The organism is Pedobacter sp., assembly GCF_035566355.1.
GTDB lineage: Bacteria > Bacteroidota > Bacteroidia > Sphingobacteriales > Sphingobacteriaceae > Pedobacter.
Genome location: NZ_DATMRL010000460.1, coordinates 1 through 14,483, shown reverse-complemented (window position 1 = coordinate 14,483; position 14,483 = coordinate 1). Strand labels below are relative to the sequence as shown.

The following is a 14,483-nucleotide window of genomic DNA, read 5'->3' as shown; positions in this document are numbered from 1 at the left end:
CATTCAGGATCACCAAAAGATTTGAGTTTTCGATTCCGGCATGATTGAGGCCTTCAAAAGCAAGGCCGGCGGTCATGGCTCCGTCCCCGATTACAGCGACATGCTGTCTGTCTGTTTCTCCTTTGTAGTGCGAGGCTACTGCCATACCCAAAGCGGCAGAAATGGAAGTGGATGAATGGCCAACGCCAAAGGTATCATATTCACTCTCCGCCATATTAGGGAAGCCACTGATGCCGTGAAGCACGCGATTGGTATGGAATACGGATTTTCTTCCTGTTAATATTTTATGACCATAAGCCTGATGCCCGACATCCCATACGAGCTTATCATAAGGAGTATTGAGTACGTAATGCAGTGCTACGGTTAATTCTACTACACCAAGACTGGCAGCAAAATGGCCTCCGTTTACACTCACAGTGTCAATAATATACTGACGGAGTTCCTGGCTGATTTGTTCCAGGTCTTCTTCTTTATACTGCTTTAGATCAGCAGGATAATTAATGTTTGGTAATAATGGACGCTTACTGTCTTCCATATAGGTCTTAATAGAATTTACAAAGTAAGGGATTTTGTTTAATATAATCAGCATAAATATTCCCTGTTAACAGGCTGCAAGTCCAGATTTCGATGAATAGATTTTGGTTAACAACATTTTACTAACCAAACTCCGCCAGAAATCATTATTTTTACCGCTGTAAAGACAGGGCTGTACAGAAGCGTTCTTTGTAGGCTTTATTCATGCGTAATAAATAAAAACAAAACATATAAATGAAACGTGATACTTTAATTTTTGATTTGATTGACAAGGAATTAGATCGTCAGGAAAATGGACTTGAGCTGATTGCTTCTGAAAATTTTGTAAGCAAGCAGGTCATGGAAGCTGCAGGTTCGGTTTTAACCAATAAATATGCTGAAGGCTTGCCTGGAAAACGTTATTATGGCGGTTGCGAAGTTGTAGATGAAATTGAAAATATAGCGATCGAACGTGCTAAAAAACTATTCGGTGCAGAATGGGTGAATGTACAACCACATTCAGGTGCTCAGGCAAATGCAGCAGTAATGCTTGCGGTTATACAACCAGGAGATAAAATTTTAGGTTTTGACCTTTCTCATGGCGGACACCTGACACACGGATCGCCGGTGAATTTTTCCGGTAAATTGTATCATCCTTTATTTTATGGCGTTAAAAAAGAAGATGGTTTAATTGACTACGCCAAGCTGGAAGAGGTTGCTTTGGCGGAGCGTCCAAAGTTGATCATCTGTGGTGCATCAGCCTATTCAAGAGAGTGGGATTATGCATTTATCCGCAGTGTTGCTGATAAAATCGGAGCTTTGGTTCTTGCAGATATTTCTCATCCTGCAGGTATGATTGCACGTGGATTGCTGGCCAACCCGCTGCCACACTGCCATATCGTAACCACAACGACACACAAAACTTTACGCGGTCCGCGCGGTGGTATGATCATGATGGGTAAAGATTTTGAAAACCCGTTTGGATTAAAAACACCAAAAGGAGAAGTGAGAATGATGTCTTCCGTATTGGATATGGCTGTTTTCCCAGGAACACAGGGCGGTCCTTTGGAGCATATCATTGCAGCAAAAGCCATTGCTTTTGGTGAAGCTTTAAGTGATGAATACCTCGAGTATATCAAACAGGTAAAATCGAATGCACAGGCAATGGCGAAAGCGTTGGTCGCAAAAGGTTATGGCATCATTTCTGGTGGCACGGATAATCACCTGATGCTGATTGATCTTCGGAATAAAAATATTAACGGAAAAGTGGCTGAAGCTGCTTTGGGTAAAGCAGATATTACGGTAAACAAGAACATGGTTCCTTTCGATGACAAATCACCGTTTGTAACCTCGGGAATTCGTGTTGGTACTGCAGCTGTAACCAGCCGTGGACTAAAAGAGCAGGATATGGAAACTATCGTGGATCTGATTGATCAGGTATTGGTTAATCCTGAGGATGAAGCCAGTCTTGCCAATATTAAAAAACAGGTTTTAGCTTTGATCAGCAAATTTCCTTTATATAAATAACATGGAGTGATTTTATAATCTGGCTGTTGTACAATGGCCGGATACAATTTTCTAAAAAAGCAGTAGTTTAAAAAAGCTACTGCTTTTTTATTTGGACAAAAGCCATCAGGCTGAATTTGCCGGTGAAATTGACTAAGAATATTTGGAGTAAGGCGTAATCTGTATAGGCTTAAAAAAATAAAGGGCCGATGTCTTCCGAAGGAATTATCGACCCTTAAATTAACGCTCTCGAAACAAAGGAACAAAAATATTTTTATTCTGCCTCATTTAATTTGAAATATTTAACTGACATAGGCTGCTGCTGCAATACTGAGTCTTTTTAGTCCATATTGTTGAAGTTCAGCTGCGCAGGATTCTAAAGTAGCCCCGGTTGTTACCACATCATCTACGAGCAGGATATGTTTACCCTGAAGGATGTTCTTGTCTACCACACTAAAGGTGTGTTGCAGGTTCTGAAATCTGGTATACCGATCCTTTTTTGTCTGGCTTTGCGTCGCTGTTTTTCGGATTAAGGTTTTATTGTTGACCTGTATGCCTAGTATTTCTGCAATTCCCTCTGCAAGAAACTGGCTTTGGTTATAACCTCTTTTCCGCATTTTACGGGGATGCAGGGGCACCGGGATGATCAAATCAATATCCTGATAATGTTCTGTATTTAACAAGTGTTCACCTATCTTTCTTCCTAAGAACAGGCCTATTCCGGTTTGTTGCCTGTACTTTAGGTTGTGGATCATCTTTTGTGTCTTACCTCCCTTGTTGAAATAAAGAAGCGCTGTAGCGCCATGTAGGGGTACCCTTCCCCAAAATTGCCTGGCCAGAGGATTATCAACAAAAAGATGGAAGTCTGTATAGGGAAGATCATACCCGCATTTTAGACAAATTACCCGTTCTGCTTTGAGCAGAGGCCTGTCGCAAGCATTACATAGCCTTGGAAAAAGCAGATCTGCCAGATCATAAAATAAATTGAACATTGACCACATATGGCCAATGTAGATTTCTTTCCAGCAAGACTAACTATTCAAATAGAATTTATTTTGCCTGATCTTTTACCGCCAGTTGACCGCAAGCTGCATCGATGTCTTTTCCACGGCTGCGTCTGATATTGGTATTAATGCCCTGGCTTTTCAGGTAATTTGAAAAGGCATCAATTTTATCCCCTTCCGCATTGATAAAATCAGCAAACTGAATTGGATTGTATTCAATCAGATTGACTTTACAAGGCACATGTTTACAAAACTTGGCCAGGTCCATGGCGTCTTCAATTTCGTCATTGAAATTGTTGAAAACAATATACTCGTAGGTAATCGGATTTTTGGTTTTTGAAAAATAATACTTTAATGCCTCTTCAAGTGCCTTTAACGAGTTTTGTTCATTAATAGGCATAATTTCATTGCGCTTTTTATCGTTCGCCGCATGAAGTGAAAGTGCAAGATTGAACTTAACACCGTCGTCACCCAGTTTTTTGATCATTTTGGCTATGCCGGCAGTAGAAACGGTAATCCGTTTATAAGACATGTTTAAACCATCAGGTGCCGTGATCCGTTCGATGGATTTTAACACATTCGCATAATTCAGCAGGGGTTCTCCCATCCCCATATATACGATATTGGTTAAAGGAGCATTGTAGTTTTGTTTGGCCTGCTGGTCAATAAGTACCACCTGATCATAGATCTCATCTGCGTTCAGGTTTCTTTTGCGATCCATATAACCCGTGGCACAGAATTTACAGGTTAGACTGCAGCCTACCTGCGAACTTACACAAGCTGTCATTCGCTCTTCCATAGGAATCAGAACACCTTCCACAATGTTTCCATCATAAAGTTTAAAGGTGTTTTTTATCGTATGGTCGTTGCTGAACTGGGAGTTGTTTACTTCTACTACATTAATCGCAAAGTTCTCATCCAGTTTTTTACGCAAGTCTTTGGATAAGTTGCTCATCTGTTCAAAAGTGCGGGCAGATTTTTCCCATAACCACTGATACACCTGTTTGGCGCGGTAAGAAGGTTCCTGAATAGAAATAAAATGCTGCTGTAACTGATTCAGGTCTAGCGCACGAATGTCTGTTTTTTTAGTGATAGCCATTTGGCTGCAAAGTTACCTAAAAAAACGTGATTATTTGTCATAAGGACTTACTAATCAATTCACCTAGTTAACGCTTTGGGCTTCTGGTCTTAGCAGCCGGTGCACCTGGTCTTCCTTTGGATGGTCTTACAGGTCTTTTGCTGGGGCCATTAGATTTATGCCAGTCGGTTACGCCTGCAGCGTTTGTGGTTCTTTTAGAAGAAGAGGCATTTCTGCTGTCTGCCTTCGGTTTTCCCGCACGAGAGGAGGCTGCAGGTTTTGGTCTTGAAGATGTTGTGCGTTTGGTTACAGGAGCCTCGGGTGCTTCAGCTCCTTTTTTAGTAATCCTTTTAGGGGCAGCTGATTTTTCCGAGCTGGATTTGGCTACCATTTTATAGATCCCGTCCTGCTCTTCAGGTGTTAGCTCCCTCCATTCTCCCAGGGGTAAGCCTTTCAGGCTGATGTTCATGATCCTTACCCGTTCCAGTTTGGTGACTTCATATCCAAAATATTCGCACATCCTTCTGATCTGTCTGTTCAGGCCCTGGATTAACACGATTTTAAAGACTTGCGGAGCTTCTTTGGTTACTTTACATTTTTTGGTCATCACGCCCAGTACCGGAACGCCTTTAGACATACCTTCTACAAAGCGATCGGTGATCGGCTTATTGACCGTTACAATGTATTCCTTTTCATGGTTATTGCCGGCTCTTAATATCTTGTTGACAAGGTCGCCGTTATTGGTAAGGAAAATCAGGCCCTGGGAATCTTTATCCAACCGGCCAATCGGGAAAACACGTTCACTATGGTTTACATAGTCTACTATATTGCTTTTAACGCCCGCTTCTGTTGTACTGGTAATGCCTGTAGGCTTGTTAAAAGCCAGCAAAATGGAGTTTTCTGCAGCTTTAGGCTCTATTGTCTGGCCGTTAACCACAACAACGTCTCCAAAAAATACTTTATCGCCAACCTTGGCCTTTCTGCCGTTAATATATACATTGCCCTGTTCTATATATCTGTCTGCCGCCCGTCTGGAGCACAAACCGCTTTCACTAATGTATTTATTTAATCTTGTAGTAGAATCTGACATGGGGAAGGGTTTAAATTGATTTCCTTTTGCAAAGGAATCAATTTAAACCCATATATACTATCAAAATGTTTTTATAATAGGATTTTAGAAGGTGTTTTCATCGGCGCTTGGACCATAACTTCCCGGAATTGGAATGTTCAAAAGGCGAAGATAAACCCCTAACTGGGCCCTGTGGTGCACAATTTGGTTCAGTGACATCCGGATCACCGCATATTTAGGCGACACATCATAAATCTGGTCAGCATTTCTGAGTGTCCATTTCTCTTCTAGTTTGGTTTCATTTTCGGGCACCAGCTGAGCTCTGGATTTAGCCAGGCTTTTTTCAAGAAGGGAAAGTAGTTCCTGAGGTGTATTCACATCGTCAACCTGGTAAGGCATATTGGAAAAGTCCAGTTCATCTGTGCTCAATACCAATCCAATCCAGCTGTGCAGATCTGCCAGGTGTGTAGCAAGAGTTTTAATGTTCATGCTTTTTTCATGTGGTTTCCAGCCAAATTTATCTTCCGGGATTCTTTCCAGCATTTTTCTTGAGGTTACGGCTTCCTGGTCCAGTTCTTCCAGGTACATTTTTATCAGTTCCATAATTTTATTTTGTTTTATAACACAAAGTAAATAAGCAGCACTGACAGCCCTATGGCAGCGTGTTTTTTTAAGGAAAACAATTAACTTTGCGCCGTCTATATTTACAGACTCCTCAGATTGAAAAAAGTTCTTAAAATTACAGGCATAAGCCTGATCACGATTGTATTGCTTGCGTTTGTAACGCCTTACCTCTTACCCGATACCATTTCCAGGGAAGCGCAGAAATGGGTAAATAAAAATATACAGGGGGAAGTAAAATTCGGGCACAGCAGCCTTTCCTTTTTTAAGCATTTTCCTTCCTTGACCTTAAGCTTAAATGATTTTACTATGAAAGGTGCGGCGCCTTTTCAAAAAGATACACTTCTTTATGCAAAAGAATTGTCGTTTCGGGTAAATCTAGGCTCTCTTTTGTCCAGCGAGATCAAGATTGACCAGATCTTTTTAGACCAGGCAGATATTCACGTAAAAGTGGATGAAAAGGGCAATGCGAATTACAATGTTTTTAAAAGCAAAGCAGATACTTCTGCTAAAGTGCAGGATACCAGTTCTACGGCGGTAAAGATTGAAGGGATATTTATCAATAAAAGTAACCTGATTTATGATGATTTGTCTGTTCCGATGATGGTAAAGGCTACAGGCTTAAATTATTCGGGAAAAGGAGACTTGAGCAAGGCAGTCTTTGACTTGAAAAGTAATGCCGTGATTGATACATTGGATCTGTATTATAATAAGGAGGCTTATCTGGTTCATAAAAAGATCAATGCTAAACTGCTGACGAAGATCAATACAAATTCCCTGGACCTGATCTTTAATGAAAATGACCTGAAAATTAATTCACTGCCTATCCAGTTTGTTGGTCGTTTTTCTTTTTTAAAAGATGGTTATGATATCAACTTTAAAACAGTAGCTAAGGAAACAGATTTGCACAATATTTTTACTGCCCTTCCACCAGCTATTGCCGAACGAATGGAAAAAACCAATATTAAAGGTTATGCAGAAATTAATGCTTCCCTGATCGGGAAATACCTGGCCAAAAGCAAAACCATGCCTGCGCTTGCTTTTAATATGAAAATACGTGATGGGGAAATCAACAATCCGAAAGCCCCGTTACCTATTCGTCACCTGTTTTTGAACCTGCAGACACGTCTGCCAAGTTTAAACCCAGACAGTTTATATGTCAATATGGATAGTCTTTACTTTACAATGGGGAAAGATCATGTGAATGCGGTGGTGAAGCTTAACGGCTTAAAAGATCCCGACATTCATATTAAAACCAGGGCTGCTATTGATCTGGAAAAGTGGGCTAAGGTTTTTCAACTGGAGCATTTAAAGGGACGTTTGACCTTGGATCTTAAGGCAGATGGCAAATACACTAAAAAAGTAGTCAGAAGTGGAATCAGGCAGATAGATACAGTTATTGCAACGATTCCCAGGTTTGAGCTGAAATCTTCTCTTACCGGAGGGTATTTTAAATACGCTTCCCTGCCGGTAGCTATTGATCATATTAATTTTAACCTTACCGGGGAAAATATGGATGGACAATATAAAAGTACCTGGTTTGATATCAGTCAAATTCATATCCAGGCACTGGATAATTATATTCGGGGTTCTGTGAATTTCCGGACTACGGATAACATCACGATAAATTCAGACTTAAAATCTGTGTTTAATTTTGCTGAACTGAAAAGTTTTTATCCGGTAAAAGATCTTGATTTGAGCGGCATGCTGAATCTGGATGTAAAAACAAAAGGAAGTTATAATAAACGAAAGAGACTATTTCCGGTCACACAGGCTACAATTCATTTAAATAACGGACGGATAAAGACGAAGAATTTTGATCAGGCTTTAGAACATATTGTAGTTGATGCCTCACTGGTTAATCAGGATGGTACCCTGAAAGGTACCCGCTTAAATATTAAGCCTGTTTCCTTCCAGTTGGGTACGCAGCCCTTTTTGTTAAAAGCGGATGTAAAGAATTTTGACAACGTAGCTTATCATGTTCAATCCAATGGAACTATAGATATAGGTAAAATCTATAGGCTTTTTGCATTGAAGGGTTATGGGGTAAAGGGGACGGTTTTTACCAATGTATCTCTTCAGGGTTTGCAAAGTGATGCAATGGCCGGCCGATATGGTAAACTCAACAATAAAGGAAAGGTCGTTGTTCATGATCTGGCCCTCCAATCTGATCTTTTTCCAAAGTCTTTCCTGATTAAAAATGGGGTATTCTCTTTCTTTCAGGATAAAATGAAATTTGAACAATTCAATGCAACTTATGGGGCATCGGATTTTAAACTGGATGGGGAGCTTGGAAATGTAGTTAATTATGCGCTGAATAAAACGGCGAAGCTAACGGGACAGTTCAATTTACAAAGTAAACATCTGTATGCAGATGAGTTTATGGTGTATAACGAAGGGGCTGGAACAACTGCACCATCTTCTGGCTCCGGTGTGATTCTGATCCCCGATAATCTAAATGTTTCTTTAACGGCGAGTGCTGATGCGGTACATTATAAAGGTATGTTGATTAAGAATGCCAAGGGTAGCCTTGGGTTAAATGCTGGTGTGATGACTTTAAGTCAAACTGGCTTTAACATCATTGATGCACCTGTAACTATGGATGCGACCTACAAAAGTTTAACGCCTAAATCTGCCGTTTTCGATTACCATATTCTGGCTAAAGAATTTGATATTGCCAGGGCTTACAAAGAGATCAAAATGTTTAGAGAGCTGGCCAGTTCAGCGGCCAAGGCAAAAGGAATTGTTGGTCTGGACTATCAATTGTCTGGTAAATTGAACCAGGACATGGGACCGGTTTATCCTTCCTTAAAAGGGGGAGGAACATTGTCTCTTAAAAAGATCAGTCTGAGTGGATTTAAGTTTATGAATGCAGTGGGTAAAGCCACAAAAAGAGACAGTTTAAGCAATCCCGACCTTTCGGAAGTCAATATAAAAAGTACGATCAGTAAGAATATCATTACCATTGAACGGTTTAAAATGCGCGTTGCCGGATTCAGACCAAGGTTTGAAGGACAGGTTAGTTTTGACGGCCGGCTTAATATGAGTGGAAGGCTTGGACTCCCTCCTTTTGGCCTGATTGGTATTCCATTGAGTATTACCGGTACCCAGGACAAACCGAAGGTAAGTTTAAAGAGGAATAAAGAAGGTAAGCTGGAGGAAACAGAAGAATAACTAAGCTATGGCAAGGAGTGGATAACTCGGCTTTTATCATGCGAAAAATCTATATCTAATCCGCATTTTATGATGAAAACGCGGACTGGATGCGGACTATACGCGGAGTATATGCGGATTCATCTGCTCTTTGTTTCCTTTTATTCCAGGTTTATTAATAATTGACAGGTAGTTTTTTCATATAATCGGCAACAGACATGTGATCTTGTTTGTGAAAGGGCAATTCCAGGCATCTGACCCGTCCAATTCTGGAAACCCTGAAATCACGGTATTCTCCACGCAGATGGCACCAGGCAATCAGGTGCCAGTTAAAGGCATAAAAAATAAGACCTATAGGTTCTACGACCCTCAAACTACTTTCGTTATTGTTGTTGATGTAATCGAGTTCAATCTGTGTTTTGGAGGAAATGACATGCTGAAGAACAGATAAATGCTGGAATTCATTTTTTATATAATCAGGCAGTTGTAATTTTATGTTTTCGTTTAAGAACTCCAGTTTTTCCTTTTGCTGGCTTCTCAATACAGCTTTGACTTTGTTTAAAGCACTGGAATAATGTGTCTGAATGGACTGGTCTGTAAATCCGGCAACCAATCTTTCCATAATGAGCAGTGCATTGGCTTCTTCTGTATTAAAAGAAACCGGCGGCAGGAAGTATCCCTGCACTATAAAATAGCCTTTTGGCTGTTCAAAGCTGATGGGAATACCTTGTTCAATCAGTGCCTTTATATCTCTGTACACTGTCCTTATACTGATCTGGTAGTGATCTGAAATTTTTTCTGCTGTAATATATTTCTTCGTTTGAAGTAAGACTAGTATTCCAAAAAGCCTGTCTATCCGGTTCATTAGGGTAGGGTTGATGATGTATGCAAATGTAATAAATTTGAAAGGCCTCTGGCTTAATTTGCTGGATTGATTTGTATAGCCGTAATTTGTGCTTATGCTTCAATATATATCTGCGTCTGTTGTTTATCCGGTTTCTTCTCCGCCTATAGAAAATGGGGTAATTGTCCTGGAAGAGGACGGGACAGTTCATGCTGTTCTCCATTTGGAACAGGCAAAGGAACAGGGTTTTGAAAACATAAGGCATTATGATGGTTTTTTGATTCCGGGTTTGATCAATACCCATTGTCATTTAGAGTTGTCTCATCTTGTTGGGAAAATTCCTGAGCACACGGGGCTTCAGGCTTTTGTTCAGCAGGTGATTAAACATCGCGATAGCAGTGAAGAAATGATTTCAGAGGCGATGCAAAAGGCCGATCTGGAAATGCTGGCAAATGGTATTGTGGCCGTTGGCGATATTTCCAACCAGCTGGTGTCACGAGCGACGAAGACGGGAAGCAGACTATATTACCATACTTTTATTGAAACATTAGGCTTTAATCCTGCGCAGGCCAAAACAATATTTGAAAGGGCATTAAAGATGAAAGAGGAGTTTAAGCCTTTAAAAGCTTCGATTGTTCCACATGCGCCTTATTCGATATCTAAAGAACTTTTTGCGGCTATTAAAGATTATAGTCTGAAAGAGGACAATCTGTTGAGTATGCACAATCAGGAAACGGAGGATGAAAATCTTTTTTTCCAATCCAAGCAGGGCGCATTTTTGAAATTGTATGAATTTTTAGGACTGGATATTTCTTCTTTTTCTGCTACAGGAAAAAGTGCTCTGCAAAGTGTTATTGATGAATTACCTAAAAGCAGGGTACTCCTGGTTCATAATACGTTGACCTCAGTGGAAGATATTCGTTTTGCGGAGTCCATACATGACGGTTTGTATTGGTGTTTATGTCCGAATGCCAATCTATATATAGAAAACAGGCTGCCCGATGTACAAATGCTGGCTGATGCAGGTCTCAACATCACGATCGGCACAGACAGTCTGGCGAGTAATCATCAGTTGAGTATATTGGCTGAAATGAAAACACTCCAGGAAAATTTTAACTTGAGTTTTGAAACCTTGCTGAAATGGGCAACATGGAATGGGGCTGTTTATCTGGGCATTGAAGGAGATTACGGGACTTTGGAAAAGGGAAAGAGGCCCGGGCTTAACCTGGTAGAGTTTGCTCCTGAAGGGAAAATTAGTGATAAAACCAGCATCAGAAGAATAATTTAACTTGCACATGTCCAACAGAATAACTGATTTATTTAAGATAAAGTATCCGGTGATACAGGCCGGAATGATTTGGTGCAGTGGCTGGAAACTGGCTTCTGCTGTTTCGAATGCCGGAGGTTTAGGGATCATTGGGGCAGGGTCCATGTATCCAGATGTGCTTAAAATGCATATTCAGAGGTGTAAAGCAGCAACAGTTTATCCCTTTGCAGTAAATGTACCCTTACTTTATCCAAATGTGGAGGAGATCATGCAGATCCTGGTTGAAGAAGAGGTAAAGATTGTTTTTACTTCTGCGGGAAATCCGGGTGCCTGGACAAGTTTTTTGAAGCAACACGGCATTACAGTAGTGCATGTGGTAGCCAATACAAAGTTTGCGCTTAAATCAGAATCCTGCGGGGTAGATGCTATTGTTGCCGAGGGTTTTGAGGCCGGAGGGCATAATGGAAGGGAAGAAACCACCACTTTATGTCTGATTCCATTGGTTAAAAATGTGGTTAGAATACCCGTTATTGCTGCCGGAGGAATAGGTAGTGGTGCGGCGATGCTGGCTGCTTTTGCTTTAGGGGCAGAGGCAGTGCAGGTTGGGTCTGCATTTGCAGTGGCCAGGGAATCATCGGCCCATGACAATTTTAAAAAGAAGATTATTAGTGCCGGAGAGGGCGATACAAGATTAAGCCTGAAAAAATTGGTGCCGGTGCGGTTATTAAATAATACTTTTGCAGAAAAAGTAATACAAGCAGAGAATGAGGGGTTGGATGCCGACCGGTTGCGAGTGTTGCTTGGACGGGCGAGAGCTAAGGCTGGAATGTTTGAAGGAGATATGGAAGAAGGTGAACTGGAAATTGGTCAAATATCCGCTGCGTTAAACCAGGTGGAGCCTGCTGCTGCTATTTTGCAGCGCATCTGGAAAGAATTTTTATCGGAAAAAAAGAGAATTAGCGAAATGGACTTTGAAGTTCATGGTGAAAAGCAAGTATAAAATGAAGCATATTAATATCAGAATAACGGGAAAGGTACAGGGTGTTTCCTTCAGGGCTACGACCAAAGCTATCGCAGATCAGATGGGGGTAAGAGGCCTGATCAGAAATGAAAAGGACGGCTCTGTTTATATAGAGGCGGAAGGTGATGACCTGCAACTGGAGGTTTTTACGGAATGGTGCCATGAAGGACCTGACCGTTCTAAAATTGAACTTGTAGAGGTAAGCCCTGCAGAGTTTAAAAACTATCGTAATTTCGAAATTCTTAAAAGGTAGCCGTGTCTGTTTTTAAAAAATTTGCCGGTCAGACGATGATCTATGGGATAAGTACCATATTTTCAAGGTTATTCAATTTTATTCTGACTCCAATCTATACGCGGGTATATGCGGAAGGTGTATATGGAATCTTTACCAAAATGTACAGTTATGCCTCTATTCTCAATGTTATCCTGGCATTTGGCATGGAGACTACTTTTTTTCGTTACCTCAATAAGTATGAGGATAAGAAAAAGGAAGTTTACAACAACAGTTTTTGGATTATTGCTTTCATATCTGCCCTGGTTTTAATCACCGGGCTGATTTTTACAGACTATTTTGCAAAATTCACGATGAATGGTTCCATGGCTGGACTGGACGACCAGCGCCGTTATATTCGTTATTTTTCCTGGTTTCTTTTTTTGGATGCTATTTGCGTAATTCCCTTTGCTAAGCTTAGAGCGGATGGTAAACCTTTTCGGTATAGCCTGATCAAATTTTTGAATATTGGTTGTTTTGTGGGCCTTAACCTTATTTTTATTTTTGTGATTCCCTTCATTATTAAACACCAGATGGTGGGTGCGCATTGGCTCGAAAGCTGGTTTAGGGCTGGATGGGTAGGCTATGTATTCATCTCTAATCTGGTAGCCAGCCTGGTGACGTTTCTGCTGCTTCTACCTCAGTTTATGGAGCTGGAGATTAAGTTTGATAAAGCGCTTTTTTATAAGATGTTTGGCTACAGTTGGCCGGTACTCGTGGCAAACTTGTCTTTTATTGTCAATGAAAATCTGGATAAGATTTTACTGAGTAAATACTTGCCGCACAATATAGCTGATCAGGAAACTGGGATCTATGGGGCGGTTTGTAAACTGGCCATTTTTATCAGTATTTTTAATACGGCTTTTAGATTGGGGGCGGAGCCTTTTTTCTTTAGCCATGCAAAAAATAAAAATGCAAAGAATACTTACGCAACTATTCTGAATTATTTTGTTCTCGCCCTGGCCATTTTATTTGTGGGCTTGATTGCGAATTTAGATTTGCTGAAACATTTTATTGCCAGTAAATATTGGATTGGTCTTCCGGCTGTTCCTTATTTGTTATTCGGATATGTATGCCTGGGTATTTATATGAATCTCTCGGTGTGGTACAGGTTATCTGATCAGACCCGTTATGGCTTATATATTTCTTTAGTAGGTGCGGTTTTTACTATTGTGATGAATATTGTTCTCATTCCTAAATACAGCTATATGGGCTCGGCTTGGGTGAGTATGATGGCTTATTTGATTATCATGGCCATTTCTTACCTTCTTGGTCAGAAGTATTATCCGATACCATATAATTTAAAAAGAACATTGGGTTATCTTGCTACTTCGATAGTGCTGGTTTATTTGTCTTTTTATACCTTTAAACAGAATATCTATATTGGTAATGGTCTGCTTATTTTATTTGTAGCGGGCATTTATTTTATGGAAAAAGACGACATTAAGAAAATTTTAAATACAAAATAAAGATCAGATGAAGATAAATATTATCAATAATTCAGGCCATGCCTTGCCAGCTTACGAAACCGAACATGCTGCAGGTATGGATATGCGTGCCTTTGTTGAACATGAAGTTGTGATTAAGCCTTTGCAAAGGGTTTTGATCCCGACCGGACTCCATATAGAATTGCCTGTTGGTTATGAAGCTCAGATTCGTCCAAGAAGCGGCTTGGCCTATAAACATGGGATCAGTATTGTAAATTCGCCTGGTACGATTGATGCGGATTACAGGGGGGAGATTAAAGTGCTGCTTGTGAACCTTTCTGATACAGATTTTGCCGTGAACAATGGGGATCGCATTGCTCAGATGATCATTGCTAAACACGAAACGGTGAGCTGGGCACCTGTAGAAGAGCTTAGCGATACGGCTCGCGGCGCAGGTGGATACGGTCATACTGGTAAATAAAAAGGAAATGAAATACAGGGCCTTAACTATTTTTCTATTTGTTGCGTTTCCTGCTTTTGCTCAAAAGCCGGTTCAGCCAGATAGCAACCTGGTTAAGGGCTTTTTTTTTGATGGCATCCGTTACAAAATCAATGAAAACTATATTAAAGCTGTAGAGAGTTTTAATAAGGTGGTCAGTCTGGACCCCAGGCAGGCAGATGCTTATTACGAGATTGCCAGTCTGGACTA

The 14,483-nt window shown here is 40.6% G+C and carries 14 protein-coding genes; 8 read left to right on the top strand and 6 right to left on the bottom strand.

Translation table 11 applies throughout. The annotated features are described in order from the left end of the window. Window positions 1-535, bottom strand: a 535-nt coding sequence (locus VNZ46_RS17815; protein ID WP_325561384.1) for a 1-deoxy-D-xylulose-5-phosphate synthase N-terminal domain-containing protein, incomplete at its 3' end; no start/stop codon positions are given. Between the two features lie 233 nt (window positions 536-768). Between VNZ46_RS17815 and glyA the strand changes: the two genes are divergently transcribed. Continuing rightward, entirely contained in the window at window positions 769-2,040 is a 1,272-nt protein-coding gene (gene glyA, locus VNZ46_RS17810; RefSeq protein WP_133782130.1) for a serine hydroxymethyltransferase, read from the top strand. A 281-nt stretch (window positions 2,041-2,321) separates the two neighbouring features. Here glyA and VNZ46_RS17805 read toward each other — a convergent pair whose 3' ends face one another. The 4 genes from VNZ46_RS17805 to VNZ46_RS17790 all read right to left on the bottom strand — a co-directional run bounded on the left by VNZ46_RS17805 (window position 2,322) and on the right by VNZ46_RS17790 (window position 5,773). Next, complete coding sequence (locus tag VNZ46_RS17805) at window positions 2,322-3,011, bottom strand: ComF family protein (RefSeq protein ID WP_325561383.1); 690 nt, start codon at window positions 3,009-3,011, stop codon at window positions 2,322-2,324. Between the two features lie 58 nt (window positions 3,012-3,069). Next, window positions 3,070-4,122, bottom strand: coding sequence for a 23S rRNA (adenine(2503)-C(2))-methyltransferase RlmN (gene rlmN / locus VNZ46_RS17800; protein ID WP_199078353.1), 1,053 nt, complete (start codon window positions 4,120-4,122; stop codon window positions 3,070-3,072). Between the two features lie 67 nt (window positions 4,123-4,189). Further along, entirely contained in the window at window positions 4,190-5,191 is a 1,002-nt protein-coding gene (gene rluF, locus VNZ46_RS17795) for a 23S rRNA pseudouridine(2604) synthase RluF (protein WP_325561382.1), read from the bottom strand. Between the two features lie 84 nt (window positions 5,192-5,275). Next, window positions 5,276-5,773, bottom strand: a complete 498-nt coding sequence (locus VNZ46_RS17790; protein ID WP_325561381.1) for a DinB family protein — start codon at window positions 5,771-5,773, stop codon at window positions 5,276-5,278. Window positions 5,774-5,890: 117 nt separating this feature from the next. Between VNZ46_RS17790 and VNZ46_RS17785 the strand changes: the two genes are divergently transcribed. Beyond that, window positions 5,891-8,965 (top strand): AsmA family protein, encoded by a 3,075-nt coding sequence (locus tag VNZ46_RS17785; RefSeq protein WP_325561380.1) that lies wholly within the window; start codon window positions 5,891-5,893, stop codon window positions 8,963-8,965. Window positions 8,966-9,119: 154 nt separating this feature from the next. Here the strand turns inward: VNZ46_RS17785 and VNZ46_RS17780 are convergent, their stop codons facing one another. Beyond that, window positions 9,120-9,809, bottom strand: coding sequence for a YafY family protein (locus VNZ46_RS17780; RefSeq protein WP_325561379.1), 690 nt, complete (start codon window positions 9,807-9,809; stop codon window positions 9,120-9,122). Window positions 9,810-9,903: 94 nt separating this feature from the next. Here VNZ46_RS17780 and VNZ46_RS17775 point away from each other — a divergent pair, with 94 nt between their 5' ends. From VNZ46_RS17775 to VNZ46_RS17750, 6 genes are all read left to right on the top strand, one after another. Continuing rightward, the gene (locus VNZ46_RS17775) at window positions 9,904-11,076 is read left to right on the top strand and encodes an amidohydrolase family protein (RefSeq protein WP_325561378.1); all 1,173 of its coding nucleotides are present in this window, start codon (window positions 9,904-9,906) and stop codon (window positions 11,074-11,076) included. A 7-nt stretch (window positions 11,077-11,083) separates the two neighbouring features. Then, window positions 11,084-12,055, top strand: a complete 972-nt coding sequence (locus VNZ46_RS17770) for a nitronate monooxygenase (protein ID WP_325561377.1) — start codon at window positions 11,084-11,086, stop codon at window positions 12,053-12,055. Between the two features lies 1 nt (window position 12,056). Continuing rightward, complete coding sequence (locus VNZ46_RS17765) at window positions 12,057-12,329, top strand: acylphosphatase (protein WP_325561376.1); 273 nt, start codon at window positions 12,057-12,059, stop codon at window positions 12,327-12,329. Window positions 12,330-12,331: 2 nt separating this feature from the next. Further along, window positions 12,332-13,816: a lipopolysaccharide biosynthesis protein gene (locus tag VNZ46_RS17760; RefSeq protein ID WP_325561375.1), complete on the top strand. Its 1,485-nt coding sequence runs from the start codon at window positions 12,332-12,334 to the stop codon at window positions 13,814-13,816. Between the two features lie 7 nt (window positions 13,817-13,823). Further along, the gene (gene dut / locus VNZ46_RS17755) at window positions 13,824-14,255 is read left to right on the top strand and encodes a dUTP diphosphatase (RefSeq protein WP_133782147.1); all 432 of its coding nucleotides are present in this window, start codon (window positions 13,824-13,826) and stop codon (window positions 14,253-14,255) included. A 7-nt stretch (window positions 14,256-14,262) separates the two neighbouring features. Next, the coding region (locus VNZ46_RS17750) for a hypothetical protein (RefSeq protein WP_325561374.1) at window positions 14,263-14,483 on the top strand (221 nt) is incomplete at its 3' end.